Raw genomic sequence first — 25,160 nt, 5'->3', positions numbered from 1 at the left:
AAACGAGTATCGATACTGATAGCGTGCTCAGGTGCCTGCGACCGAGCCGACCGAGCCCCGATCCGCCGTCCACCTGGACCGCGTGACGGCCGTCCTCGGCGACCGGACCGTCCTCGACGCGCTCGACGTGACGTTCCCCGCCGGGGTCGTCACCGCGCTCACCGGACCGAACGGCTCGGGCAAGTCGACGCTGCTCGACGTGGTCGCGGACGTCGTGCGGCCGACCGCCGGGAGGGTGACGGGCCTCCCGTCCGACGGTGTCGCCTACGTGACCCAGTCCGTGCCGCCGACCACGCTCCCGCTCACCGTCCGCGCGGCCGTGACGATGGGGCGGTGGCGGCACCGCGCGTGGTGGCGGCCGCTCGGACGCACCGACCGTGTGATCGTCGACGCGCAGCTCGAGCGGATGGCGGTCCTCGACCTGGCAGACCGGCCGATCGAGGAGCTGTCGGGCGGGCAGCGTCAGCGCGCGCTCGTCGCGCTCGGGCTGGCACAGCGGGGCGGGGTGCTGCTGGTGGACGAACCGACCGCGGGGGTCGACGCCGAGTCGGCTGCGCTCGTGGTGGCGGCGCTCGCCGACGAGGCCGCGGCAGGGGTCGTGGTCGTGCACGCGGCCCACGACCCCGCCGCGATCGTCGCGGCCGACCGCGTCGTCGCCCTGACCTGACCGATTCCGCAAAACACCGGTGTTCGCCCGTTGAACCGCGGTCTGCACGTGTTCAACGCGCGAACACCGGTGTCTTGCGACCGGTCCCGACCGCCCCCGACCAGTCCCCGACCGGCGTCAGGGGCAGGCGACGGCCACGGGGGCGGTCGGCGTCGGGTCGGCCGCGACCGGCTCGGCGGCAACGTGGTCGGCCACGACCGGCTCGACCGCCGGCACCGCACTCGACTTCCGCAGCCCCATCGCGACGAGCACGACGGCACCGACGACCGCGACCCCGCCGGCCAGCCAGAAGTCGGCAGCCAGACCGAACGACGACACGGCGGCACCACCGAGCACCGAACCGGCGGCGATCGCGAGCTGGATCGTCGTGACGAACAGCGCGAGCCCGGTCTCGGACCCGGCCGGCGACGCCGTCGACATCCACGTCTGCATCCCGAGCGGCAGCGCACCCCACACCAGGCCCCACACGACGAGCAGCACGAAGACCCCCACGACGGAGTGGGCGAGCAGCGGCAGCAGCACGACGGCCGCCGCGAGCACGAACTTCGACGCCCCGATGGTGCCGAGGACACTGCGGTCGAGCGTGAAGCCCGCGGCGAAGTTGCCGACGATGCCCGCGACGCCGAACACCAGCAGCGCGATCGTCACGGTGTCGGGGCCGACGCCGACGAGCTGCTGCAGGTACGGCGCGATGTAGGTGTACGCGGCGAACTGGGCCGCGAAGACGAAGGCCGCGGCGATGAGTCCGACCCGGGCGCGGGGCACGCGGAGCAGCGACCCGAGCGTGGCGAACCGCACCCGCTGCTGCGCGGGGATCTTCGGCAGCATCGCCAGCTGCAGGACGAGCGCGACGAGACCGAGCGCCCCGCCGATCACGAAGCCGAGGCGCCAGCTGGCGAGCGACGACACCAGGGTGCCGAGCGGCAGGCTCACGACGGTCGCGACGGAGACGCCGGCCGTGATGAGCGAGGTCGCGCGGATCGTCAGCTCCGGCCGGACGAGTCGCCCGGCGATCCCGGCGCCGATGGCCCAGAAGCCCCCGATGCCGACACCGAGCAGCATCCGTGCGATGAGCAGCACCCAGAACGACGGCGCGATCGCGGCGAGGCCGTCGGCGACCACGAGCAGCACGGTCAGGGACACGAGCACCACCCGGCGGTCGAGTCGCGAGGTCAGGACGGTGACGACCGGTGCCGCGACGGCGCCGACGAGTCCGGTGGCGACGACCATCAGGCCGGCGGTGCCGATGCCGACGTCCAGGTCGTCGGCGATGGCGGGGAGCAGCCCGATGGGCAGGAACTCGGACAGGACGAGCACGAACGACCCGAGTGCGACGGACGTGACGCTGAGCCACCCGCGGCGCTCTGCTGACGATGTCATGGGGGCATCAAGCCGCGGAGTGCTGCGATCCATTCCCCTCGGTACCGAGTTCGCTCCACAGGTGCGCGATGGTCGCCGCGCCGTCGAGCAGGGTCCGCAGGTCGATGCTCTCGTCACTCGAGTGCCAGTGGTCCTCCGGCAACCCCGTCCCGACGAACAGGACGGGTGCGTCGAACACCCGGCCGAGCAGTTCCGCCGGACCGCCCCCGGCGTTTCCCATCCGCCCGGCGGTCTCGGTGCCGTGCCCGAGTTCCATCGCCCGCACGAGCGCGTCGAGCTCGGGGCCCGACGGGGTCACGTACGGATCCTGCCCGGTCTCCTCGGGGATCGTCAGCTCGTAGGTCACCCCGTCGGGCATCGTGTCCCGGACGAACCGGCGCAGCTGCTCGGCGACGGCCTGCACGCGCTGCCCCGGCACGGTCCGGATGCTGATCTCGGCGGTGGCCTCGCGCGGGACCACGGCTCGTGGGAACCCGGTGGGGTCGCCTGCCAGCAGGGTCAGCACCTCGATCGAGGGTCGTGCCCAGAGGCGCTCCTCGACCGAGTACCCCGCCTCGCCGGTGATCGCCCCGGTCTCGGTGCGCTCGACCCAGACGTCGGGATCGAAGTCGAGTGCCTGCAGCTCGGCACGGCGTTCGTCCGTGAGCGCGTCGACGTCGTCCAGGAACCCGGGGATCGTGATGCGGCCCTGGTCGTCGTGCAGGGCCGCGAGCACGGTGACGAGCGCGTGCACCGGGTTCGGCGCGGGGCCGGACACGGCGCCGCTGTGGACGTCGCGTGCGGGCCCGGTGACGGTGAGGGTCGCGCCCGTCATGCCACGCATCGACGTCACGACGGCGGGGTTGCCGGCCTTCCACTGCAGGGTGTCCGAGAACACGACGACGTCGCACGCCAGCCGCTCCTGCTCGGCGTCGAGCAGGTCGGCGAAGTGGCTGGAGCCGAGCTCCTCTTCTCCTTCGACGAGGAACTTGAGGTTCACGGCCGGGGTGCCGTCGGGTCGGGTGGCGAGGTGCGCGCGCAGCCCCCACAGGTGGGCGAGCACCTGTCCCTTCGCGTCGGACGCCCCTCGCCCGTACAGGCGTCCGTCGCGGAACGCGGGTTCCCACGGTGAGGTCTCGTGCCACTCCTCGGGCTTCGCGTGCCGCACGTCGTGGTGGCTGTAGACGAGCACAGTCGGCAGCGCCGGGTCGACGAGCAGTTCGGCGTACACGGCCGGTGCGGGACCGGCCTGCAGGATCTCGGTCTCGAGGCCGACCTCGCGCATCGCTCCGGCCAGCCAGTGCGCGGACCGGTCGACGTCGATCGCCCGTTCGGGTTGCGATGCGACGGACGGGATGCGGACCCACTCGCTGAGTTGCCGCACCAGGTGCTCGCGGCGCTCCTCGAGGAACCGCGCGACCTCGGCGCGACGGGTGTCGGGTTCGGTGCTGTCGGTCACGGGAGCGGACACGGTTCTCCGTTCGGTCAGGTGGTGTCGACCGTAGGAGCGGGTCCCTCCGGGTGGTCACGGATTGGCCTGGAGGCGCGGTGCGCGTCCGCCACGCGCCGCACCACCGACCCGGTGCGGGTCCGGAGCGCGGTGTGGGTCCGGGGACCCGGTGCGGGTCCGGGACGACTCAGGCGTCGAGCGCGCGCCGCGCGGCCGCGACGACCTCGGCGTCGGTGACGAAGTGCGCGGAGCCGTCGTCCCCGGCGCCCATCGGCACCCCGGCGTGCGCGCTGTCCGCGGCCGGTCGCTTGGCCGACAGGTGCACGGCGGCGGCACCGGTGGCGAGCAGCGCGCGGACGTCTGCGGGGGTGACCCCGGCGCCGGCCATCACCTGCACGGGCCCGGCGGCCTCGACCATGCGTGCGATCGTCTCGGCGCCGGCGACCGCGGTGGGGGCGGCCCCCGAGGTCAGGACGCGGGTGAACCCGAGCGCCGCGAGCGACCCGGCAGCGGCGACGGGGTCGGTCGCGTGGTCGATCGCACGGTGCAGGGTGACCTCGGCGGTGGCGCTGACCGAGCGGGCGGCGTCCACGAAGCGGCGGAGGGCGTCCTCGTCCAGGGTCCGGTCGGGGCGCAGGGCACCGACCACGACGCCGGCGGCCCCGGAGCGCAGGACCGTGCGGACCTCGCGCACCATGAGCTCGACCTCGTCGGGGGAGTGCACGAACCCGCCCGGGCGGCAGCGGACCAGCGCGTGCGCCGGGATCCCGGTCTCGTGGGTCGTCTCGACCAGGGCCTGCGACGGGGTGAGCCCGCCGAGCTCGAGCCCGACGCAGAGTTCGACGCGGTCGGCGCCGCCGTCCCGCGCGGTGGTCGCACCCGCCGGTGAGGTGACGGCGATCTCGAGTGCGGCGGTGGTGCTCATGCAGGGGCTCCGAGCGGTTCGTTGGAGGCGGGGACGATGCGGGCGCGGAGGTCCGGTGCCGTCGGGAACACTCGATCGTAGGGGAACATCGGGCGCTCGATCCTGTGGTGCCCGAGGCGCAGCAGGTCCTGGTCGACACCGCCCGGGGTGAGCGCGAGCATCCAGTCGGCGGACATGTCGAACAGCTCCGGTTCGAGGTACCCGATCTTCACGATGACGACGTCCGCCTGCCGCGGCGCCAGGTCGAGGTCGGTGAAGTCGTGCTCGTGGTGGTAGGGCTTCCGCAGCTTGGTCAGGATCGCGAAGACGCTGCCGACCTGCAGCACGACCTCCGTCTCGGCGTCGCGGTCACCGTGCTTGATCGCGTGCACCCGTCCGGTCATCGTGATCGGACCCGCGTGCACGTCGTCGACCTCGGCGCCGGCGGTCACGGTGATCGTCGCACCGACGCCGGCGTCCACCGCAGCGGCGACGGCGGCCGGTCCGGGCACGCTCGCGTAGATGACGGTCGGGCCCGACGGGTCCTGGAACTCCGGGCGGGCGAGCACCTGCGTCAGGCCCCAGGTCATGTCCCCGGAGCCGCCGGCCGTGGGGTTGTCGCCCGAGTCCGAGACGAAGTACGGCTTCGCGGCGCCCGGGGCGAGCGCGGCGTCGAGGCACTCCTCGAACGTGCCGGTGGGGGCGACGAACACGAAGTCCTCGCGGACGTCCCAGAACGCCGCCGCGAGCCGCTCGGCACCGGCGGCGACGGCGGCCTCGTCCCACCCGGTGACGACGGTGACGGCTCGGTCGCGGGGCTGGTCGGCCCACGCGTACCCGACCCAGATCGCGGCGTCGAGCACGCCCTCGGTCTGCTCGACGAGCGGGACCTGCGCGTACAGCGACTTCGCCGGCTCGAGACGGGTCGAGGTCTGCTCGCCCGGCAGCAGGACGGGGATCGGGATCCAGGCCTTCACGGGGCGCTGCGCACCGACGGGTCGTTCGGTGAGCACGTCGACGAGGTTCCGGACGGCACGCTCCTTCGTCTCGAGGGTGTCCTCGTGCGGGGCCATCCGGTAGCAGGTGACGAGGTCGACCCGGTGGGCGAGCTCGCGCGTGACGTTGCCGTGCAGGTCCATCGAGGCGGACACGATGACGTCGGGGCCGACGACCTGGCGGATGCGGCCGAGCAGGTCCGTCTCGGCGTCGTCGAGTCCCTCAACCACCATCGCGCCGTGGATGTCGTACCAGAGCCCGTCGACCGGACCCAGCGCACGCAGCCGGTCCACGATCTCGTCGGCCAGGGTTTCGTACGATGCCCGGTCGACGATCCCGCCGGGCAGCGCGTGCCCGATGAGCGCCCCGCGGAAGTCTGCCCGGTCCGCCATGGTCGCCAGGAACGGGTACCGGGCGACGGCCTCGTCCCCGCGGTCCGGGTGGAACGCGGGGGCGTGCGTCCGGGTCGGTGTGAACGTCGACGTCTCGATGGCGAGCCCGGCGATCGCGATGACCGGACGACGGGCGCCAGCGGGGGCGACGGGGACGGCGGGGGTGACGGGGCTGGTCTCAGACACGGACGCTCCTGTTCCTGGTGGTGGACTGGGGGATGGGTGCGGAGAGCTCCTCGAGCGAGGCGGCGAGGCCCCGCTGCAGGGCGAACTGCCCGGCGCCGACGAGCCCGGCATCGGCACCGAGCGACACCGGCTCGATGGCCAGGTGCTGGGTCATCAGCGGGTGGCAGCTCTCGTAGAGCTGGCTCCGCACGGCGGCGATGAACGGGTCGAGGGTCGACAGGATGCCGCCCAGGTACACGGCGTCCGGGTTGAAGAAGTTCACGTTGGCGGCGAGCACCTCGCCCAGGTACCTGCCCGCCATCCGCACGGCACGGGTGGCCTCGGGATGCGCGTCCGAGGCGAGCCGGACGACGTCGGCGGTCGAGGCGACGTCGACCCCGGCGTTCGACAGGATCCGGACCAGGGCGGCCCCGGACGCCACCGTCTCGAGGCAGCCGGTGTTGCCGCACGAGCACGGGGTGTCCCCGGCGGCGTCGATCCGCACGTGCGTGATGTCCCCGGCGGCCCCCGTCGACCCGCGGTAGAGCCGACCGTCGATGACGATGCCCGCGCCGATCGCCGATCCGGCCTTGATCGTGATGGTCTGGCGTCGAGCAGGGTCCTGCACCGTCTGTTCACCCGCCGCCATGCAGTTCGCGTCGTTGTCGACGATCGCCGGCAGGCCGAACCGGTCGCTCAGCCACGCGGCCACGGGGAACCCGTTCCACCCCGGCATCCGGCTGGGCAGGTCCACGACGCCGGCGACGACGTCGACGGGCCCCGGCAGGCTGAGCCCGACGCCCCGCAGTCCCTCGCGACCACGGTCGTCGGCGAGCCGCTCGAGCAGCGCGGCCAGGCGCTGGAGCCCGGCGGTCGGACCGTCGGAGAGCGCGAACGGGACGTTCGCGACCGACTCGAGCGCGCCTCCTGGCAGGACCACGCCGATGCGCGCGTGCCCGCCACCGACGTCCGCGGCGACCGCGTACTCGTCGACGCCGCCGATGCGGAGCACCTTGCGGGGGCGACCGCCGGTCGAGACGTCGGTGCCTTCCTCGGCGAGGATCCCGTGCTCCAGGAGCTGGCCGACGACGTGCGAGACGGTCGAGGGAGCGGCTCCGAGCACCTTCGCGATCTCGGTCCGGCTGGCGGCCTGCCCCGAGGCGACGAGCTCCAGGACGCGGGCGCTGAGATCGGCCACGACTTTCTCCAATCCGGGCGGAACGGGAACGGAACACCGGTCGGTGGTCCGTTCTGCCGCGAGCCTACGGGGCGGATCGAGCGGTCCACCCTTTCGTCCGTTCCGCAGTAACGCAGTTTTTACATCGAGATGTTTGTTTTTCCAATCGCTTTGGTCCTTGACTGTCCTCGTGCCGCTCGGCACCCGTGCTCCACCTCCCCGAAGTCCCTCGCACAAGGAGACACCGCATGTCCAAGCCCCGTCGCTGGGCGCTCCTCACCGGAGCTGCGATCGCCGTGAGCGCGCTGCTCGCCGGCTGTTCCGGAGGCGGCAACGCCTCGCAGGGATCGACCGACGAGATCGACTACGCGCTCCCCGCCAACTTCACGCCGAACTGGATCCTGCCGATCGGCACCGCCGCGCACCTCAACACGAACAACGGCTCCATCGCCCAGTCGCTGTACGAGCCGCTCGTCGCGTACGACGGGTCCACCGGCAAGATCGCGTGGAACAAGGCCGGCTCCGTCGCCACCGACGCGCAGTTCGCCGACGACGGCAAGAGCGTCACCATGACGCTCGGCGACCGGCACTGGTCGGACGGCGAGGCGATCACGAGCCGCGACGTCGGGTTCTGGTTCAACCTGATCAAGGCGAACAAGGACCAGTGGGGCTCGTACTCCAAGGGCAAGGCGCCGGACAACTGGACGTCGTTCAAGGCCGTCGACGACACGCACTTCACCATCACGTTCGACAAGGCCTACAACGCGGACTGGATGCTCGCCAACCAGCTGAGCCACATCATCCCGCTGCCCCAGCACGCCTGGGACAAGACCAGCGCGACCGCGAAGGTGACCGACGCCGACGAGACCACCGCCGGCGCGAAGCAGGTGTGGAAGTACCTCAACACCGCCGCCGGCAAGATCTCCGACTACGCCACCGACGACCTGTGGAAGACCATCTCCGGCCCCTACGGCGTCAAGACCTTCACCACGGCCGGCAAGGTCACCCTGACCGCGAACGAGAAGTACGACGGTGGTGAGAAGCCGTCGATCACCACGGTGAACCTGCTGCCCTTCACCACCGCCGACGCCGAGGTGAACGCCGTCCGTTCGGGCGAGGTCGACTACGGCTACATCAACGCCACCGACATGGACCAGAAGTCGTCCTTCACCGGGAAGGGCTACGAGGTCGAGCCGTGGACCGGCTGGGCGATCACGTACATGCCGTACAACTTCAACAACCCGACGATGGGCGCCGTCTTCAAGCAGCTGTACGCCCGTCAGGCCGTCCAGATGTCGATCGACCAGACGTCGCTGTCGAAGGTCGTCTTCAACGGCACCGCCACCTCGACGTACGGTCCGATCCCGCAGGCGCAGGAGTCCGACTACGTCTCCGACGTGCAGAAGTCGAACCCGTACCCGTTCAGCACCTCGAAGGCCAAGGACCTGCTGACCAGCCACGGTTGGAAGGAGCAGGGCGGCACGATGGTCTGCACCGACCCGGGCACGTCCGCCAGCCAGTGCGGCGAGGGCGTCGAGCAGGGCACGAAGTTCTCGATGCAGGTGCTGTCGCAGTCCGGTTCGACCGTGACCGACAACATGATGAGCGCGATCCAGTCCTCGCTCGCGAAGACCGGCATCGACTTCACCATCAAGACGGCACCGGTGTCGAGCGTGCTGTCGCAGACCCCGACCTGCACCTCGGACGAGGCCAGCTGCGACTGGGACCTGTCGTTCTTCGGCACCGCGGGCAGCTGGTACTTCCCGGCCTACCCGACCGGTGAGTCGCTCTTCCAGACCGGCGGTTCGGCGAACTTCGGCAGCTACTCGAACGAACAGGTCGACTCCCTGATCGACGCGACCACCACCTCGACCGACGCCACCGCCGTGCAGGACTACAGCGCAGCGGTCGCGAAGGACCTGCCGGTGATCTGGCTGCCGAGCCCCGACTACCAGATCTCGGTCGTCAAGAAGGGCCTGTCCGGCTTCGACCAGGACTCGCTCGCCAACTTCCACCCGGCCCAGTGGAAGTGGAACAAGTAAGACCGTGACCAGGGACGGGAGGCGCGGTGCGCGTCCGACGCGCACCGCGCCTCCCGTCCCTCGCACGTCTCCAATCCGACCATCGGAAGCCGCATGACCACAGCTCTCTACCTCACCAGGCGCGTCCTGCAGGCGCTCGCGGTGATCCTCATCGTCACCGTCGTGGTGTTCTGCCTGCTGCACGCACTGCCCGGCGGCCCCGCCCGCGGCGTGCTCGGCGTCTCCGCGACCCCGACGCAGATCGCCCAGTTCAACCAGGCGCAGGGGCTCGACCAGCCGCTGCCCGTGCAGTACCTGCGGTTCCTCGGTCGTCTGGTGACCGGCGACCTCGGCACCTCGTACACGCTCAACGAGCCGGTCTCGCAGCTCATCGCCGAGCGCCTGCCGAAGACCCTCGTGCTCACCGGCATCTCCGCGGTGCTCGGACTCGTCGTCGCGATCCCGGTCGGGATGCTGCAAGCGGCCCGCCGCAACGGTGCGGTCGACTACGCGGCCACCGCCCTGGCGTTCGTCTTCTACTCGACGCCGGCGTTCTTCCTCGGTCTCGTCCTGATCATCGTCTTCAGCCAGCAGTTGCCGTGGCTGCCGTCCCAGGCGCCGAGCGGCACCACCCTGGCCGAGGTGTTCCAGGACCCCGCCGGACTCGTGCTGCCCGTGGTGACCGGAGCCCTCGCGATGATCGCGGTGTTCAGTCGGTACATGCGCGCCTCGACGCTCGAGAACCTGCAGGAGGACTACGTCCGTACGGCCCGTGCCGGCGGCGCCTCGACCGCGACGATCCTGCGGCGGCACGTGTTCCGGAACTCGCTGACCCCGGTCGTCGCGATGCTCGGGTACTACCTGCCGGTGCTGTTCGGCGGCGCCCTGGTGACCGAGCAGCTGTTCAACTACCCCGGCATGGGGCTGCTGTTCTGGAACGCCGCACAGTCCTCCGACTACCCGACGCTGCTCGGCTGCGTGCTCGTCATCTCCATCGCGACCGTCATCGGCACCCTGCTCGCCGACGTCGCACAGTCCTTGATCGACCCGCGAGTGAAGGCGAGCCGCGCATGACCGCCGTCCAGATGGCCCCCGAAGCCCCGGGCGCCCCCGTCACCGTCGCGGCCACCGGGTTCCGGCTCGCCGCCCGCCGGTTCCGGGGCAACACCCTCGCCGTGATCGGCCTCGCCCTGATCGTCGTCATCGTGTTGTTCTGCTTCGTGGGCCCGTTCGTGTACACGACCGACCAGACCCACACGCTGCTCGAGCAGGCCAACCAGGGCCCGAGCGCCGCGCACTGGCTCGGCACCGACGCCGTGGGCCACGACGTCCTCGGTCGCCTGATGTACGGCGGCAAGGTCTCCCTGATGGTGGGCATCGCCGCCGGGGTCCTGGCCACCGTCGTCGGCACGCTGTGGGGCTCCGTCGCCGGGTACGTCGGCGGCTGGGTCGACGCGCTGATGATGCGCGTCGTCGACGCCGGCATCGCGATCCCGGCCCTGTTCATCCTGCTCGTCATCTCGGCGATCACGAACCCCGGGGTCGGCGGCCTCATCGTCATCCTCGGCCTGGTGTCGTGGCTCGTGCCGTCCCGCCTGATCCGCGCCGAGACCCTGACGCTCAAGAACCGCGACTACGTCCTGACGCTGCGCGCGATCGGCGGTTCGCACGCCCGAGCGATCGGCAAGCACCTGCTGCCGAACTCGGTGTCGACGATCGTCGTCGCGGCGACGTTCCAGGTCGCCGACGCGATCCTGCTGGTCGCCTACGTCTCGTACCTCGGGCTCGGCGTGCAGCCGCCCGCGACGGACTGGGGCGGCATGCTCTCGGCGGGTCTCACCGCCGCCTACTCCGGACGCTGGTGGCTCATCGTGCCGCCGGGTCTGGCCGTGATCCTGGTCGTCTGCGCGTTCAACGCGGTGGGCGACGGACTGCGGGACGCCTTCGACGTACGGGGCCGCTGATGACGACCGAACCGATCCTCGAGACGACCGACCTCGGCGTCACCTTCAGCACCGAGTCCGGCACCGTCGACGCCGTGCGGGGGGTGTCCCTGTCGGTCGCCCCCGGCGAGACCCTCGCCCTGGTCGGCGAGTCCGGCTCCGGCAAGTCCACCGTCGCACTCGCCGCGATGGGGCTGCTCTCCGGCAACGCGACGGCCTCGGGCAGTGCCGTCGTCGCCGGGCACGAGGTCGTCGGTGCACCCGAACCCGCGCTCCGGGCACTGCGGGGCTCGACCGTCTCGATGGTCTTCCAGGAGCCCGCGACCGCCCTCGACCCGCTCACCCGCGTCGGTGCGCAGATCGCCGAGGTGATCCGGAACCACCGTGACGTCTCCGCGTCCGCCGCCGCGGCCGAGGCCGTCGACCTGCTCCGTCGCGTCGGCATCCCCGACCCCGAGTCGCGCACCCGGTCGTTCCCCTTCCAGCTGTCGGGTGGGCAGCGCCAGCGCGTGGTCATCGCGATGGCGATCGCGAACGCGCCGAAGCTGCTCATCGCGGACGAGCCGACCACGGCCCTCGACGTGACCGTGCAGGCCGAGATCCTCGAGCTGCTCCGTGCGCTCGCCGTCGAGACCGGCACCGGCGTGCTGCTCGTCACGCACAACATGGGGGTCGTGGCGGACTTCGCCGACCGCGTCGCGGTCATGCTCCAGGGCGAGATCGTCGAGACCGGCGGGGTCGAGGACGTCCTGCTCCGCCCCGAGCACGAGTACACCAAGCGGCTGCTCGCCGCGGTGCCGCGGCTCGACGTGGCGGGCGATCGTCCGTCGGCTCCCGTCACCGACACGGGGACCGAGACGGCCGGGAGGCCCGGTGCGGCCCCGGTGGTCGACCTGCGGGACGTCTCGGTGACGTTCGGGCGCGGGGCGCGTGCCGTCCACGCGCTCGCGGGCATCGACATCGCGGTGCACGCCGGTGAGACCGTCGGCCTGGTCGGCGAGTCCGGCTCCGGCAAGTCGACCGCGGCCCGGGTGGCACTCGGGCTCATCAAGCCGACGTCCGGCACGGTGTCGCTGTTCGGGCAGGACCTGCGGACCGCGAAGGGCCGTGACCGTCGTGCCCTCCGCTCCGGCATCGGCGTCGTGCTGCAGGACCCGGTGGCGTCCCTCGACGCCCGGATGTCCGTGGCCGAGTGCATCGCGGAACCCCTCGCCGTGCACCGTCGCGGGATGTCCTCGGCCGACCGCCGTCGCCGCATCGACGAGGTGCTCGACGCGGTGCGGCTGCCACGGACCCTGGCGTCCCGTGCGCCGCGTGAGCTCTCCGGCGGGCAGCGGCAGCGGGTCTCGCTCGCCCGGGCGCTGGTGCTCGAACCGCGGTTGCTCGTCGCCGACGAACCGACCTCGGCGCTCGACGTCAGCGTGCAGGAGACCGTGCTCGAGGTCCTCGGCGAGCTGCAGGACGACCTGGGGTTCGCGTGCCTGTTCGTGTCACACGACCTGGCCGTCGTGCAGCACTTCGCCGAGCGCGTCGTGGTGATGCGCCAGGGCGTCGTCGAGGAGCAGGGCACCACCGGCACGACGCTGCTGCACCCCACCACCGACTACACCCGGCGGTTGCTCGCAGCGGTACCGGTGCCCGACCCGGTCCTGCAACGGCAGCGTCGGACCGCGCGCCTCGCCTCGCTCGCGGCGGTGACCGCGTGACCCGGGTCCTGGCCGGGGTCGACGTCGGCGGCACCAACACGAAGGTCGTCCTGACCACGCCCGACCTCGAGGTCATCGACCGCCTCGACCTGCCGACGCCCGCGCACGCGGGCGGGGCGGCGATCGTGACGGCCGCACTCGGGGCCGTGACGGGTCTGCTCGAGACGCACCGGGCCTCCTTGGCGGGTGTCGGGGTGGGCGCGGCCGGTGTCGTCGACCGGACCACGGGAACCGTCCTGGTCACCGGCAACTCGTTCACCGGCTGGGCCGGGTACGGCGTGACCCGGGCGGTGACGGACGCCCTCGGCGTCCCCGCGACCCTCGACAACGACGTGAACGCGTTCCTGCTCGGCGAGATCGCCACCGGCGCGGTCGTGGGGGAGTCCGACGTGCTCGGCATGACCCTCGGTACCGGCGTCGGCGGTGCGCTCGTGCTCGACGGACGGCTCTTCGCCGGCCCGCGCGGCGCCGCCGGTGAGATCGGCCACGTCCCCGGCTTCGGCGACGCCCGGTGCACCTGCGGACAGACCGGGCACCTGGAGACCATCGCGGGCGCACGCGGCATCGCCGACCGCTACGCCGAGCGCTCCGGGCGGATGCTCTCGGCACGGGACGTCGCCGTCGCCGCGCGCGGCGGAGATGCCGACGCGGCCGCCGTCTTCGCCACCGCGGGGTGGGGCCTGGCCCGTGCCGCACTGCTGACCGCGGGGATCCTCGACGTCACGACCGTCCTGATCGGCGGCGGGATCGCACGGTCATGGGACCTGCTCGAACCGGCCATCACGGCGGCGATCGCCGCGGAACCGCCGGTCAGCGGGGCGACGATCCGGCTCGCGCAGTCGACGCTCGGGTCCGACGCCGTCGCACTCGGCGCGGCGGCGCAGGTGCGAGCGCGCGTGCTGGAGCCGGAGACCGCGTAGCGGGGGACCGCCAGGGTCAGGGCACCCAGACGACGATGCCGCGCAGGTCGTGGAGCACGGCGGCGAGCCCGGCGCGCAGACCACGGGCCGCGCGGTCCTCGGTGAAGGTCTCGGGGTCGTAGTGGCTCGACGGGCCGAGGCCTTCGCCGCGGAACCCGCCGCCCGTCCAGTCCGCCGCCGTGACGTTCGACGTCGGCTCGGCGATCTCGGCACCGACGACCAGGAACTGCTGGTGGAGCGCGGTCGGCGAGACGGCCGCGAGCGGGTCGACCATGTGGTTGCCGACGGTGATGACCAGGTCGGGCTCGGCGTCGACGGCGCGCAGGACCGCGGCGATGCGGTCGTCGGCGTCCTTCGCCGAGACCGGGGTGACGGTGACGTCCTCGTCCGCGGCCCACGACTCGACGGCGTCGAGCAGGGTACGGGTCGGGGCGTCGGCGGCGTCACCAGCGTCGGAGAGCAGCACGACGTCGTAGCCGGTGGGGGCGTGCACACCGGACCACGAACCGGGCTCCGGGTGGATGGTGGCCTCGGGCGCCGGCGGCTGGTCGGGGTCGGAGAACCCGGCGCCCAGGACCCCGGCCGAGGCGTGCGCCGACGCGGTCGCCGTCGGGCCGGCGCCGCCGGTGGTGCCGTCCGACGCCCCGGAGCAGCCGGCCAGCAGGACGGCGCCGACACCGGCGAGGGCGACGGCGGTCAACAGGACGGTCGTCCGGGTGGCGATGCGGGTCACGGCACCATGCAAGCACGCCCGACGGCCGCCCCGGGCCGGTCGGGGGACCTGTCCAACACCCGTCCCGCCGCTGGTCACCGGTTGTTCACCTGCCGGTCGTCTGCGGGCCGGATCGTCTGCGCGTGCCCTCCGGAACCACCGCCGCGCTCCTGCGCGCCCGCCCTGCCCACTCGTCTCCCGCGTCCGCGCTCGTCGCACGGGTCGTCGCCGCGCTCGTGCTGCTCGGGGTGGTCGTGATCGGTGTGCTCGCGGGGGCGGCGCCGGCGTCGGCGCACGGCTTCAGCTCGGTCGTGTACGCCGACGTCACGTCCACGGAGCCGACGGTCGTGCAGGCGGAGCTCGGGCTCGAGTACGACCTGATGCTCGTCTCGGTGGCCACGAGCGAGCACGACGACACGCTGCACGAGCAGGGGCAGACGGCCTGGGACGATGGGGACTTCCCGGGGATGGTGACGGCTGCCGAGGCGCACACCGACGCGATCGGGAAGTACGTGTTCGACCGCTTCACGGTGACCGGAGCCGGCGGGCAGGCCTGCACGGGCACGCTCGACGACACCGTCACGGTCGATCTGCAGGACGAGGTGCCGTACGCCCACGTGACCGCGGACTTCACCTGCCCGGAACCCTCGGAGACGCAGTCCGGGCACGTGGTGTCGTCCGAGCTGTTCCCCGACGACGAGACCTTCGTGCGCGACACCAAGACGATCGTCACCTACGACGTCGACGACCGGACCGGTTCGGCCACCCTCGACGCCTCCCAGCGCACGTTCTCGACCGAGCAGTCGGCGGGCGAGCGCTTCTGGGAGTTCTTCCGCCTCGGCGCCGAGCACCTGCTGACCGGGATCGACCACATCCTGTTCCTCGTGGCGCTCATCGCCGGGTCGCGTCGACTGCGCGAGGTCGTCTACACGGCGTCCGCGTTCACGATCGCGCACTCGATCACGTTCATCCTCGCCGCCCTCGGAGTGGTCAGCCCGCCCGCGATCGTCGTGGAACCGCTCATCGCGCTGTCGATCGCCGCGGTCGCCGGCTGGTACCTGTGGCGGCTCTGGCGTCGTCGATCGCGGGCCGACGAGCTGGTGGTCGGTGAGCACGGACACTTCTCGCTCGATCGTGCCGGGTGGACCCGCCTGGCCGTCGTCTTCGCCTTCGGGCTCATCCACGGGCTCGGGTTCGCCGGGGCGCTGGGCATCCACGAGGCGTTCTCGTGGCAGCTGCTCGTCTCGCTCCTGATCTTCAACGTCGGCATCGAGGCCGTGCAGCTCGCGATCATCGTCATCGTGTTCCCGCCGCTCTCACTGCTGCGGCGGAAGGCACACCGGGCGTCGCTCTGGGTGACGGGCGCCGTGACCGCCGGCGTGTTCGTGATGGGGATGATCTGGTTCGTCGAACGGCTGGCGGCGGGCTGACGGTCGCAAGGGAACGTCGACAGGTCGAGCTCGTTCCTGAACAGCGACGAACCGTCACTCAGCGTTCACCAAGACGTTTTGCAGTGCATGCAGAGTCTTCCGTGCTGCACCATCCCACGTCTGAGAAACGGACCCACATGAGTCTCCTGTCCGGCGCCACTACCCGGCGCAGAACCACCACCCTCCGCGTCTGCGGAGCCGTCCTCGGGGCGGCGCTCATCGCCGGTGCCTCGATGGTCGGGACGAACGCCGCCACCGCTGCGACGAACACCCCCACCACCAACATCTCGACCGGTGGCCCGATCCACATCCTGCTCGGCGTCGGCGCGACCGAGAGCCAGCGCATCGCCTCGTGGTACTTCCCCACCAACGTCGCGCAGTCGCTCGAGATCCAGAAGACCGCGTCCATGACGGACGGTGGCTTCACCGACGCCAAGCAGACGATCGCCGCGTCGAAGGCCGCGAACACTGCAGCCGACACGAGCGCGACCGACTCGAACACCAAGAGCATCCCCGGCATCGCCGCCGAGTCGGGCTACATCAACGCCCACGCGACCATCTCGGCCCTCGAGCCGAACACCTCGTACACGTACCACGTCGGTGCGGCGGACGGTTCGGCCTGGTCCGCGTCGTACACCTTCACCACGAAGAGCTTCTCCGGCGACTTCGACTTCCTGTTCTTCGGCGACCCGCAGATCGGATCGTCGGGCTTCACCGACGACGACGGCGCGGGCTGGGCGGACACGCTGAAGTACGCCACGTCGACCGAGCCGGACGCCGAGCTCCTGGTCTCCGGTGGCGACCAGGTCGAGCACGCCAACAACGAGTACGAGTGGGGCGCCTTCGCCGACAGCAGCGACGTGCTGAAGCGCTACCCGTGGGCCTCGACCATCGGCAACCACGACGTGGGCGGCAAGGCCTACGAGCAGCACAACCAGGTGCCGAACTCCCTGAAGGTGCCGGACTTCTACCCGGGCGGCAACACGACCGCGAACTCGGGTGGCGACTACTGGTACATGTACAAGGGCGTCCTGTTCATCGACATCAACTCGAACGCCTACGCGGCCGGTTCGGACGCTGCCCACGTGAACTACGTGCGCGACGTCATCACCCGTCACGGCGACGACGCGAAGTGGACCACGCTGGTCTACCACCACTCGATCTACTCGCCCGCCGACCACGCGAACGACCGTGACAACCAGCAGCGCCGGTTCGACTTCACGCGTTCGTTCTCGGACATGGGCGTCGACCTCGTCCTGCAGGGCCACGACCACTCCTACTCGCGCAGCTACGCGATCAAGAACGGCAAGAAGGCCAACGTCAACGAGCAGCCCGCTGCTCCCGACGTCTTCTCCGGCCCCGGCGGCGTCATCTACATGACGGCGAACTCGGCCTCGGGCTCGAAGTACTACGACCTCACCACCCCGGACGCCACCCAGGGCGGCTACGGCGCGGACCCGCTCGACCCGACGGGTCAGCGTCACTTCGCCAACTCGGTCGAGAACCAGGAGCACGTCCGCACCTTCGTGAAGGTCTCGGTCACCGACGACAAGCTCGCCGTCGAGAACATCCGTGCCAGCGACTGCACCACGCTCAACTCGGCGGTGCAGCACGGCAAGGTCGACAGCTGCGGCGTGACGCTCCAGCCGACGGCCACCGCCGACCCGGCCGCGATCGGTTCGACGGTCGACAAGTTCAACCTGCACGCCACGCTGCCGACGACGACCACCACGCTCTCGGTGTCGGCTGCGACGCAGACGTACCGCACCAAGACGCCCGTCACGGTCACCGCGACCATCGGCGGCGGGGTCGGTGCCCAGCAGGGCACCGTGACCTTCCGTGACGGCAAGACGGTGCTCGGCACAGCTCCGGTGAAGAACGGCACGGCCAGCACCACGCTGCCGAGCGCCCTCGCCATCGGCAAGCACTCGGTGACGGCCTCGTTCGCGAACGCCGACACGACCTACTCGGGCACGGACTCGACGACGGCCAAGGCGACGACGGTGACCGTGTCGAAGGCCCCGTCCCGTGCCGTCCTGAAGTACAGCGGCGGGAAGGCGAGCGTGCAGGTCGGCGCCACCGGCTTCCGTGTCGACGGCACCGTGCGGATCTACGAGGGCTCGAAGCGCCTCGCCGACGTCAAGGTGTCGCACGGCACGAACACCTCGGCGCTCAAGCTGAAGAAGGGCACGCACAAGCTGCACGCCGTTTTCCTCGGCACCTCCGAGATCGCCACGAGCACCAGCCCGACCATCACGGTCGTCATCAAGTAGCACCAGGCACCAGCAAGGGCCCCGCGATCTCCATCGCGGGGCCCTTCGCCGTGTGGCCGGGGGCGGGCGACCGGTCCTACCCGGGACCGGTGCCACACCGGCTGACGGGAGACCCGAACTCCCTACCCGTCCGCTGGTGAGAGCGACCGGTCAACCTGTGGTGAGCATGCGCCAACAGGCCGGGATCGCCTAGACAGCCAGGCCAACTGCCAGGCTTTGAGCGAATGTTCAGACATTCCTAGGTGATCGCTGTGCGGAGGGCCATACTTCGAGCCACTGAGAATGCGCGCTCGTCGCCGACGTCACCCCGCCTCTCCTTGCAGGAAGAGGCCGGACCATGCACGCTCGCCATCTCAGACGCAGTTCCCTCCTGGTCGTGTCGGCGGCCGCCGCCGCCGTGTTGATCACCCTCGGTACCGGTGGTGGGGCATCGGCCGCCACGGTCATCGACGGCCCCGTCAACCTCGGAACGGCCTCGACCTACGGCGTCCTCGGGGCGAGCGCGGTCACGAACACCGGCCCCTCCGTGATCAACGGCGACCTCGGCTTGTCGCCGGGCACGTCCATCACCGGCTTCGGCGGCGCACCCGACGGTGTCGTCAACGGCACCACGCACCAGACCGACGCCGCAGCCGCACAGGCCCAGCGCGACACCACCACCGCGTACAACGTCGCCGCGTCGCTCTCCCCGACCCAGACCGGTCTGACCGAGCTGAACGGCCTCTCGCTCTCACCCGGCGTGTACTCCGGCGGCGCCCTCGCCCTGGCGAACAACGGTGCGCTGACCCTGGCCGGCAGCGCGGACTCCGTGTGGGTGTTCCAGGCCGCGTCGACCCTGACCATCGGGTCCGCCAGCCAGATCGTGATCACCGGCGGTGCCAGCTCGTGCAACGTGTTCTGGCAGGTCGGCAGCTCCGCCACCGTCGGCACCGGCGCCCGGTTCCAGGGCACCGTCCTGGCGCAGCAGTCCGTGACCGCCACCACCGGCGCGACCGTGCAGGGCCGACTGTTGGCCCGCACCGGCGCGGTCACCCTCGACACGAACACGATCACGGCATCGAACGGCTGCCCCGCGCCGGGCACCCCGTCCGAGTCGCCGACCATCACCTCGGGCACCCCGTCCGACGGCACCGTGGACGTGCCCTACTCGTCCACGGTCACCGCGACCGGCACCCCGAACCCGACCTTCACAGCCACGGGCCTGCCCGACGGCCTGACGATCGACAGCACCACCGGCGTCATCTCCGGCACCCCGACCACCCCGGGCACCTCGACCGTGACGATCACCGCGTCGAACGGCACCAGCCCGGACGACACCAGCGTCGTCACGATCACCGTCCGCGCCCCGGCTCCGGTGCCGACCGCGACGCCCACCCCGACGGCACCCGCAGTGGCGCCCACCGACACCCCGAGCGGCCCCGCGACCGCAGGCACCGGCGGTGGTGGCGGCGGAACCGACCAGCCCACCGGTGAGCTCGCGTTCACCGGCTCGGACCCGACCGTCCCGCTGAGCATCGCCGCCGCGCTGCTCGCCGCGGGTGCAACCCTCATGGTCCTGCTGCGTCGTCGCCGTCGCACCGTCGGCCGCATCTGACGAACCCCGAAGGACCCCGTGACCCCGGTCGCGGGGTCCTTCGCCGTTGCCAGCACCCCGCGAGCAGTGCACATCCGGCGACGGTGCGCAGGCGCCTCGACACGTCTACGCTCCACTGCAACGGGGTCAGGGGCGGCCTCGCAAGGGGAGCAGGGGTACGCCATGACGACTCGACGACGCACGGTGGTCGGCATCACGACCGTGTTGACGCTGGTCGGGGTGATCCTCGCACCGACGACCGCGGCCCTGGCAGCACCGGACGACGGCGCGCTCACCGTGATGCTCACCCACCCGGAGAAGCGCCCGCTGCCGATGTCGGGGGTGGTGGTCGACCTGCGGACCCCGGAGGGCGCGACCACGGCCTCTGCCTCGAGCGACGCACGCGCGCGGCTGACGTTCGACGCCGTCCCGTCCGGCACGTGGAGCCTGCACGGCGAGCGCGAGGGCTCGTACGGCTTCGACGACGTGCTCCCCGCCGAGCGCACCGGCATCACGGTCGGCCCCGGAGCGCACGAGACCGTCGTCCTGGTCGTGCGTCGCGGCGCATCGATCGGTGGGACCGCACACAACCCGTACGGCGCCGACCTGTCCGGCGCGGCCGTCGTCGTGCGCGGCTGGAACACCGGAACGGTGCGTCGCACCGTCACCGCCCGAGACGGGCACTACTGGGTGCACGGCCTGCCGAGCGACGACTACAGCGTGCAGGTCAACGCGCACGACGAGTCCCTCGACTCGTGGCCGGCGCTGCGCGGTCAGTCGTGGGGGTTCCACCGCGACCCCGGCTCCACCGCGCCGCGCTCCTACGTCCGCGTCGCGAACCAGGCGGGCGGCCGGGCCGAGACCGTGCTGGACGACGTCGGCGCGAGCTCGACCGTCGGGGTCACCCTGTCCGCCATCGTGAACCCGCAGCTCGACACCGACTTCACCGGGGCCACGGTACACGTGTACGGCGAGTCGATCGGCAGCACCTTCGACACCCGCCTGGTCTACTGGTCGCCGGGGCGCGGCGGCATCTTCGGCGTGGTCCTGAGCCCCGGCCGGTATAAGGTCGAGGTGGTCGGATGGTCACCCAGCCAGAACCGGTACGTCTCCTACTGGTACGGCGGCGAGGGCAACCGCCCGGTCGCCGACCGGGCGTCGTCGCACACCGCGGTCGTGCGGGACGAGAGCCGGACCATCTCGTTCTGGAGCACGCGCTGATCCCCGAACCCGACGCCCGAGACCGTGACGACGCGCTCACCGGATGCGTCTTCGACAACGTGCCACGGGCCTCCCGGCTCGTCGAGGACGACCTGGTCGTGGCGTTGCTGGACGCGAACCCGGTCTCGACCGGGCACAGCCTGGTCGTCCCGAAGCGCCACGTGGTGTCGTGGTTCGACGCCACCGCGGACGAAGTCGCCGCGATGACGCGGCTCGTCCGCGCACTCAAGCTGGTGCTCGACGACCGGTACCGACCTGACGGGTACAACGTCGGGTTCAACGACGGCGCGGCAGCCGGGCAGACGGTGTTCCACGCCCACCTGCACGTGATCCCACGGTACGGCGGCGACGTGCCGGACCCGGCCGGGGGCATCCGGCACACGATCCCGGGCCGGGGCCGCTACCCGACCGGCACCCGCGCGTCGCACCGGTGAGGACCGTCCCGAGGGAACCCTCAGGACACTCCGGCCCCGATGAGGTCGGCGAGCGGGACGTCGTCGCGTGCCACGGCTGCGGCGACCTGGCTCAGGGAGCGCTGGTGTGTGCGGGCGTAGCGACGGATCATGCCGAAGGCCTCCTCGACGTCGACCCCGGCCGCACGTGCGAGGTACCCCTTGGCCTGTTCGATGGCGACCCGGCTGTCGAGCGCACGCTGGAGCTGCTCCGCGGTGAGTGTCGCGTGCTCGAGGGTCCGTTGCTGCAACAGGCTGATGGTCGCGACGTCGGCGAGGGCCTGCGCGGCTCGGGCGTCGGCACCGTTCAGCGCTCCCTCCGTCTCGCGGAACAGGTTCAGCGACCCGACGGTGGTGTCCCGCAGCCGGAGCGGGATGGCGTGGACGCCCGCGTAGCCGCGAGCCCTCGATGCCTCGGCAAACCGGGGCCAGTGCTGCCGCAGGTCGTCGGCGTTCTCCGAGGTCACCAGCCGGCCGGTGGTCACGGCGGTGATGCAGGGCCCCTCACCGGCGTTGAGCTGGAGCAGACCGATGAAGCTGCTGCGCTCGCTCGTCGACGCGACGACGCGCAGCTCGTCCTGCTGGTCGAGCAGGTGGATCGCGCCCGCGGCGGCGTCGAACAACTCCACTGCCCGGTCGACCAGCGTCTGCAGGACGTCGACCACGTCGTAGTCCGCCACCAGGCTGTCGGTGAGGGTCACGAACGTCTCGACCAGTCGTGCTTCGCGTACCTCGGTCATGTGGAGCGGTCCTTCCGTCGAGCAGGCGGGACAACCGTAACCGAGCAGCGGACACGCGGACCTGTGGCTTGCACCCGGGAGCGCGGCGGCTCTAGCGTTGGAGCAGCTGCCCCAGACCCCGGCCGCCGGAACGTTCCGCCATTCCGATGACGACCAGGGAATCCATGACGACGCAGCACGCCGGTACCAGCCCGCAGCGGGAGACCAGCTCGAAACCCCTCGCCAGCGGCTACCGGAAGACCGGCTCTCCGGTCGGACCGCGGACCGGCGGCACCTCGTCCTACTCCGCGCTGCTGGCGCAGGTGAAGGAAGCCGGGCTGCTCGAGCGCCGTCGGGGCTTCTACTGGGCGCTGTTCTCCGCGCTCGTCCTGGCCACGGCCGCGTGCTGGGTCGTGTTCGCGTTCCTCGGTGACTCGTGGTTCCAGCTCATCGTGGCCGGTGCGCTGGGCGTGCTGTTCACACAGTTCGCGTTCCTGTCGCACGAGGCCGCGCACCGTCAGGTGTTCGAGTCCCAGAAGTGGAACGACCGCGCGGGCCGCTGGCTCGGCACGTTCCTGGTGGGCCTCAGCTACTCGTGGTGGATGAACAAGCACACGCGCCACCACGGCAACCCGAACACCGTCGGCAAGGACCCGGACATCGCGCCGGACGCGATCCGGTTCCTGCCGGAGGACGCCGCCGCCGTGACGAACAGGCCGCTCCGGGTGTTCGTGCAGTACCAGGGCTGGTTGTTCTTCCCGTTGCTCACGCTCGAGGGGATCAACCTGCACCGGGCTGCCATCATGTCGGTCCTCCGGGGCACCGGTGGCCGCAGCGACACCCGGGGTCGGGTCCTCGAGGGCATCCTGCTCGTGGCGCGTTTCGCCATCTACCTGACGGTCGTGTTCTGGTTCCTGCCGTTCGGGATGGCGTGTGCGTTCCTCGGGGTGCAGCTGGCCGTGTTCGGCGTGATGATGGGTGCCTCGTTCGCCCCGAACCACAAGGGCATGCCGACCATCGCGCACGACGCGAAGGTCGACTTCTTCTCCCGTCAGGTGCGCACCTCGCGCAACATCCGTGGCGGCTGGTGGGTGTCGTTCCTGATGGGCGGGCTGAACTACCAGGTCGAGCACCACCTGTTCCCGTCGATGCCGCGTCCGGCGCTGAAGCAGGCCCGCCTGCTCGTCCGTGACCACTGCGACACCCTCGACGTGCCCTACACCGAGACGACGCTGCTGCGCTCCTACGGCATCGTCGTCCGCTACCTCAACCGCGTCGGCCTCGCCGCCCGCGACCCCTTCGTCTGCCCCATGGTGACCGAACTCCGGATCCACTGAGCCCCGCCCCGCCCTGCCCCGTGCCGAACCTCCCGAACGACGCCCACCAGCTGCGGGCAGCGGTGGTCGTGAACCCGACCAAGATCGACCAGGCGCGCCTCCGAGCGGTGCTCGCCGCCGAGGAGCGCGCCCACGGATGGGCCGAGTCGCTCTGGTTCGTCACGAGGGCCGACGACGACGGACGGGCTGCCGCACGGGCCGCGCGCGACGCCCGCCCGAGCGTCGTCCTCGTCGCCGGCGGGGACGGCACGCTCCGGGTCGTCGCCGAGGAACTCCGCGGCACCGGGACGCCGGTCGCGCTCGTCCCCAGCGGCACCGGCAACCTGTTCGCACGGAACCTCGGGCTGCCCCTCGGCGACCTGGTGCGCTCCGTCCGTGCGGGCTTCGGCGGGACGGACCGCCCGATCGACGTCGGGCTGGCCGACCTGACCGACCCGTCGGGCACCACGACGTCGCACGCGTTCCTGGTGATGACCGGCATCGGGCTCGATGCGAGCATGGCCGCGGACACGAACGCGTGGGTGAAGAAGCGGTTGGGGTGGGTGGCCTACTCGGATCCCATCGCCCGGTCCGTGATCGGCAACCGGCAGATCCCGGTGCACTACGGGATCGACGACGGCCCGCTCCGCAGCATGAGCGCGCACACGATCATCGTCGGGAACTGCGGCACCCTGACCGCGGGCATCCTGCTGCTCCCCGCTGCCCGCCCGGACGACGGGATCCTCGACGCCGTGGCGTTCCGGCCGGCCGGGTGGTTCGGGTGGACCAAGGTCGGGTACGCCCTGACGCTCAACCGGTTCTTCGCGCGCACCCGGTTCGGGCGGCTCCTGGCCCGGGTGCTGCCGAACTCCCGCGCGCTCCGGTACACCCGGGCACGGACGCTACGGCTGACCGTCGACACCCCGGAGCGGGAGCAGCTCGACGGCGATGCGTTCGGCGAGGTGGTCGCGGTGTCGCTCACCACGCACCACCACGGGCTGGTCCTCCGGACGGAACCGCTCTAGCCGGTGCTGCCGAGGTCGGCACCCCGGTGCACGACGTCCTCCGCCATGGCCCGGATCCCGCGGCCCGCACCAGCAGCAGCACGTCGCAGGATCTGGAACGCCTCGTCCATGCGGATGCCCCGGCGGTAGGCGAGTGCGCCCTTGGCCTGTTCGAGGAGCACCCGGGCCTCGAGCGCGTCCTCGACCTGTTCCTCGATCGTGGTCGACACCCCGCGGTCGCGCTGTCGGACCAGGGCAGCCGAAGCCGCGTCAGCGAGCAGCTGGAGCAGTACGACGTCCTGGTCGCTGTGCCCGCGGGTATGGTCGGCGAAGACGCACAGGGAGCCGATGGTCCGGTCCCGCAGACGGATCGGCTCGGCGAACGTGCCCTGCAGCCCCCGTTCGCGCATCGTCGCCGCGAACGTCGGCCACTCCGACTCGTGCGTGGACACGTCGGGCACGTCGATCGTCTTTCCGGTCCGGTAGCAGTCGAGACACGAGCCCTCGTTCGTGCCGAGCTGCGCTTCCTCGGCCTCGCTGCTGCGCTCGCTCGTCGAGGCGATGACCTGCAGTACACCGGACCGGTCGGCCAGCACGATCCCCGCCTCCGTCGCCGAGGTCCCCTCCACGCACGCCGCGATGACACGGTCCATGGCGTCGAGCACCTCGAGGTCGGTGTCCAGGGCCGGAGTCAACCGATCCGGCAGGTTGATCGCGTCACTGGTCGTCATGCTTCGACGCTACGACCAGACCGATGGCG

Annotated in this window: 21 protein-coding genes; 13 read left to right on the top strand and 8 right to left on the bottom strand. The window is 71.4% G+C overall.

Annotation, left to right across the window (positions count from 1 at the left end):
* Positions 1-31: 31 nt before the first annotated feature.
* Positions 32-667 (top strand): ATP-binding cassette domain-containing protein, encoded by a 636-nt coding sequence (locus DEJ35_RS08005; RefSeq protein WP_258378448.1) that lies wholly within the window; start codon positions 32-34, stop codon positions 665-667.
* Between the two features lie 117 nt (positions 668-784).
* On the opposite strand, the gene DEJ35_RS08000 is transcribed toward DEJ35_RS08005, so the two are convergent.
* The 5 genes from DEJ35_RS08000 to DEJ35_RS07980 form a co-directional block, all read right to left on the bottom strand.
* Entirely contained in the window at positions 785-2,047 is a 1,263-nt protein-coding gene (locus tag DEJ35_RS08000) for an MFS transporter (RefSeq protein WP_111192525.1), read from the bottom strand.
* Between the two features lie 7 nt (positions 2,048-2,054).
* Entirely contained in the window at positions 2,055-3,485 is a 1,431-nt protein-coding gene (locus DEJ35_RS07995) for a M20/M25/M40 family metallo-hydrolase (protein WP_111124098.1), read from the bottom strand.
* Between the two features lie 178 nt (positions 3,486-3,663).
* Positions 3,664-4,401 carry a copper homeostasis protein CutC gene (locus tag DEJ35_RS07990; RefSeq protein WP_111192524.1) on the bottom strand — a complete coding sequence of 246 codons (738 nt, stop codon included), beginning with the start codon at positions 4,399-4,401 and terminating at the stop codon, positions 3,664-3,666.
* Complete coding sequence (locus DEJ35_RS07985; protein WP_111192523.1) at positions 4,398-5,954, bottom strand: M81 family metallopeptidase; 1,557 nt, start codon at positions 5,952-5,954, stop codon at positions 4,398-4,400. Before DEJ35_RS07985 ends, DEJ35_RS07990 begins: the two co-directional genes overlap by 4 nt.
* Positions 5,947-7,131 carry an ROK family protein gene (locus DEJ35_RS07980; protein ID WP_027467220.1) on the bottom strand — a complete coding sequence of 395 codons (1,185 nt, stop codon included), beginning with the start codon at positions 7,129-7,131 and terminating at the stop codon, positions 5,947-5,949. Before DEJ35_RS07980 ends, DEJ35_RS07985 begins: the two co-directional genes overlap by 8 nt.
* 227 nt (positions 7,132-7,358) lie before the next feature.
* On the opposite strand from DEJ35_RS07980, the gene DEJ35_RS07975 reads away from it, so the two are divergent.
* The 5 genes from DEJ35_RS07975 (at position 7,359) to DEJ35_RS07955 (ending at position 13,700) form a co-directional block, all read left to right on the top strand.
* Positions 7,359-9,152, top strand: a complete 1,794-nt coding sequence (locus tag DEJ35_RS07975; RefSeq protein WP_110858555.1) for a peptide ABC transporter substrate-binding protein — start codon at positions 7,359-7,361, stop codon at positions 9,150-9,152.
* Positions 9,153-9,245: 93 nt separating this feature from the next.
* Entirely contained in the window at positions 9,246-10,205 is a 960-nt protein-coding gene (locus DEJ35_RS07970) for an ABC transporter permease (protein WP_111192522.1), read from the top strand.
* The gene (locus DEJ35_RS07965; RefSeq protein ID WP_111192521.1) at positions 10,202-11,095 is read left to right on the top strand and encodes an ABC transporter permease; all 894 of its coding nucleotides are present in this window, start codon (positions 10,202-10,204) and stop codon (positions 11,093-11,095) included. Before DEJ35_RS07970 ends, DEJ35_RS07965 begins: the two co-directional genes overlap by 4 nt.
* Positions 11,095-12,780, top strand: coding sequence for an ABC transporter ATP-binding protein (locus tag DEJ35_RS07960; protein ID WP_110858557.1), 1,686 nt, complete (start codon positions 11,095-11,097; stop codon positions 12,778-12,780). The genes DEJ35_RS07965 and DEJ35_RS07960 overlap by 1 nt, the downstream gene beginning before the upstream one ends.
* Complete coding sequence (locus tag DEJ35_RS07955) at positions 12,777-13,700, top strand: ROK family protein (protein ID WP_027467215.1); 924 nt, start codon at positions 12,777-12,779, stop codon at positions 13,698-13,700. The genes DEJ35_RS07960 and DEJ35_RS07955 overlap by 4 nt, the downstream gene beginning before the upstream one ends.
* 16 nt (positions 13,701-13,716) lie before the next feature.
* Here DEJ35_RS07955 and DEJ35_RS07950 read toward each other — a convergent pair whose 3' ends face one another.
* Positions 13,717-14,433 carry a hypothetical protein gene (locus DEJ35_RS07950; RefSeq protein WP_110858558.1) on the bottom strand — a complete coding sequence of 239 codons (717 nt, stop codon included), beginning with the start codon at positions 14,431-14,433 and terminating at the stop codon, positions 13,717-13,719.
* A 122-nt stretch (positions 14,434-14,555) separates the two neighbouring features.
* On the opposite strand from DEJ35_RS07950, the gene DEJ35_RS07945 reads away from it, so the two are divergent.
* The 5 genes from DEJ35_RS07945 (at position 14,556) to DEJ35_RS07925 (ending at position 21,343) form a co-directional block, all read left to right on the top strand.
* Positions 14,556-15,842, top strand: a complete 1,287-nt coding sequence (locus tag DEJ35_RS07945; protein WP_110858559.1) for a HupE/UreJ family protein — start codon at positions 14,556-14,558, stop codon at positions 15,840-15,842.
* A 137-nt stretch (positions 15,843-15,979) separates the two neighbouring features.
* Positions 15,980-18,115, top strand: coding sequence for an Ig-like domain repeat protein (locus DEJ35_RS07940; RefSeq protein WP_111090111.1), 2,136 nt, complete (start codon positions 15,980-15,982; stop codon positions 18,113-18,115).
* 337 nt (positions 18,116-18,452) lie between these two features.
* Positions 18,453-19,709: an ice-binding family protein gene (locus DEJ35_RS07935; protein WP_111090112.1), complete on the top strand. Its 1,257-nt coding sequence runs from the start codon at positions 18,453-18,455 to the stop codon at positions 19,707-19,709.
* 162 nt (positions 19,710-19,871) lie between these two features.
* Positions 19,872-20,909 carry a carboxypeptidase-like regulatory domain-containing protein gene (locus tag DEJ35_RS17445; RefSeq protein ID WP_111192520.1) on the top strand — a complete coding sequence of 346 codons (1,038 nt, stop codon included), beginning with the start codon at positions 19,872-19,874 and terminating at the stop codon, positions 20,907-20,909.
* Between the two features lie 59 nt (positions 20,910-20,968).
* Entirely contained in the window at positions 20,969-21,343 is a 375-nt protein-coding gene (locus DEJ35_RS07925; RefSeq protein WP_220032908.1) for an HIT family protein, read from the top strand.
* Positions 21,344-21,363: 20 nt separating this feature from the next.
* Here the strand turns inward: DEJ35_RS07925 and DEJ35_RS07920 are convergent, their stop codons facing one another.
* The gene (locus DEJ35_RS07920; RefSeq protein ID WP_110858563.1) at positions 21,364-22,101 is read right to left on the bottom strand and encodes a GAF and ANTAR domain-containing protein; all 738 of its coding nucleotides are present in this window, start codon (positions 22,099-22,101) and stop codon (positions 21,364-21,366) included.
* Positions 22,102-22,265: 164 nt separating this feature from the next.
* Here DEJ35_RS07920 and DEJ35_RS07915 point away from each other — a divergent pair, with 164 nt between their 5' ends.
* Complete coding sequence (locus DEJ35_RS07915; RefSeq protein ID WP_111192519.1) at positions 22,266-23,417, top strand: acyl-CoA desaturase; 1,152 nt, start codon at positions 22,266-22,268, stop codon at positions 23,415-23,417.
* Between the two features lie 20 nt (positions 23,418-23,437).
* Positions 23,438-24,421 carry a diacylglycerol kinase family protein gene (locus DEJ35_RS07910; protein WP_111192518.1) on the top strand — a complete coding sequence of 328 codons (984 nt, stop codon included), beginning with the start codon at positions 23,438-23,440 and terminating at the stop codon, positions 24,419-24,421.
* Here DEJ35_RS07910 and DEJ35_RS07905 read toward each other — a convergent pair.
* Positions 24,418-25,131: a GAF and ANTAR domain-containing protein gene (locus DEJ35_RS07905; protein WP_111192517.1), complete on the bottom strand. Its 714-nt coding sequence runs from the start codon at positions 25,129-25,131 to the stop codon at positions 24,418-24,420. The genes DEJ35_RS07910 and DEJ35_RS07905 overlap by 4 nt on opposite strands.
* Positions 25,132-25,160 lie beyond the last annotated feature (29 nt).

Source organism: Curtobacterium sp. MCPF17_051 (assembly GCF_003234595.1).
GTDB classification, from domain to species: Bacteria; Actinomycetota; Actinomycetes; order Actinomycetales; family Microbacteriaceae; genus Curtobacterium; species Curtobacterium flaccumfaciens.
This window is presented reverse-complemented; position numbering and strand designations above follow the sequence as displayed.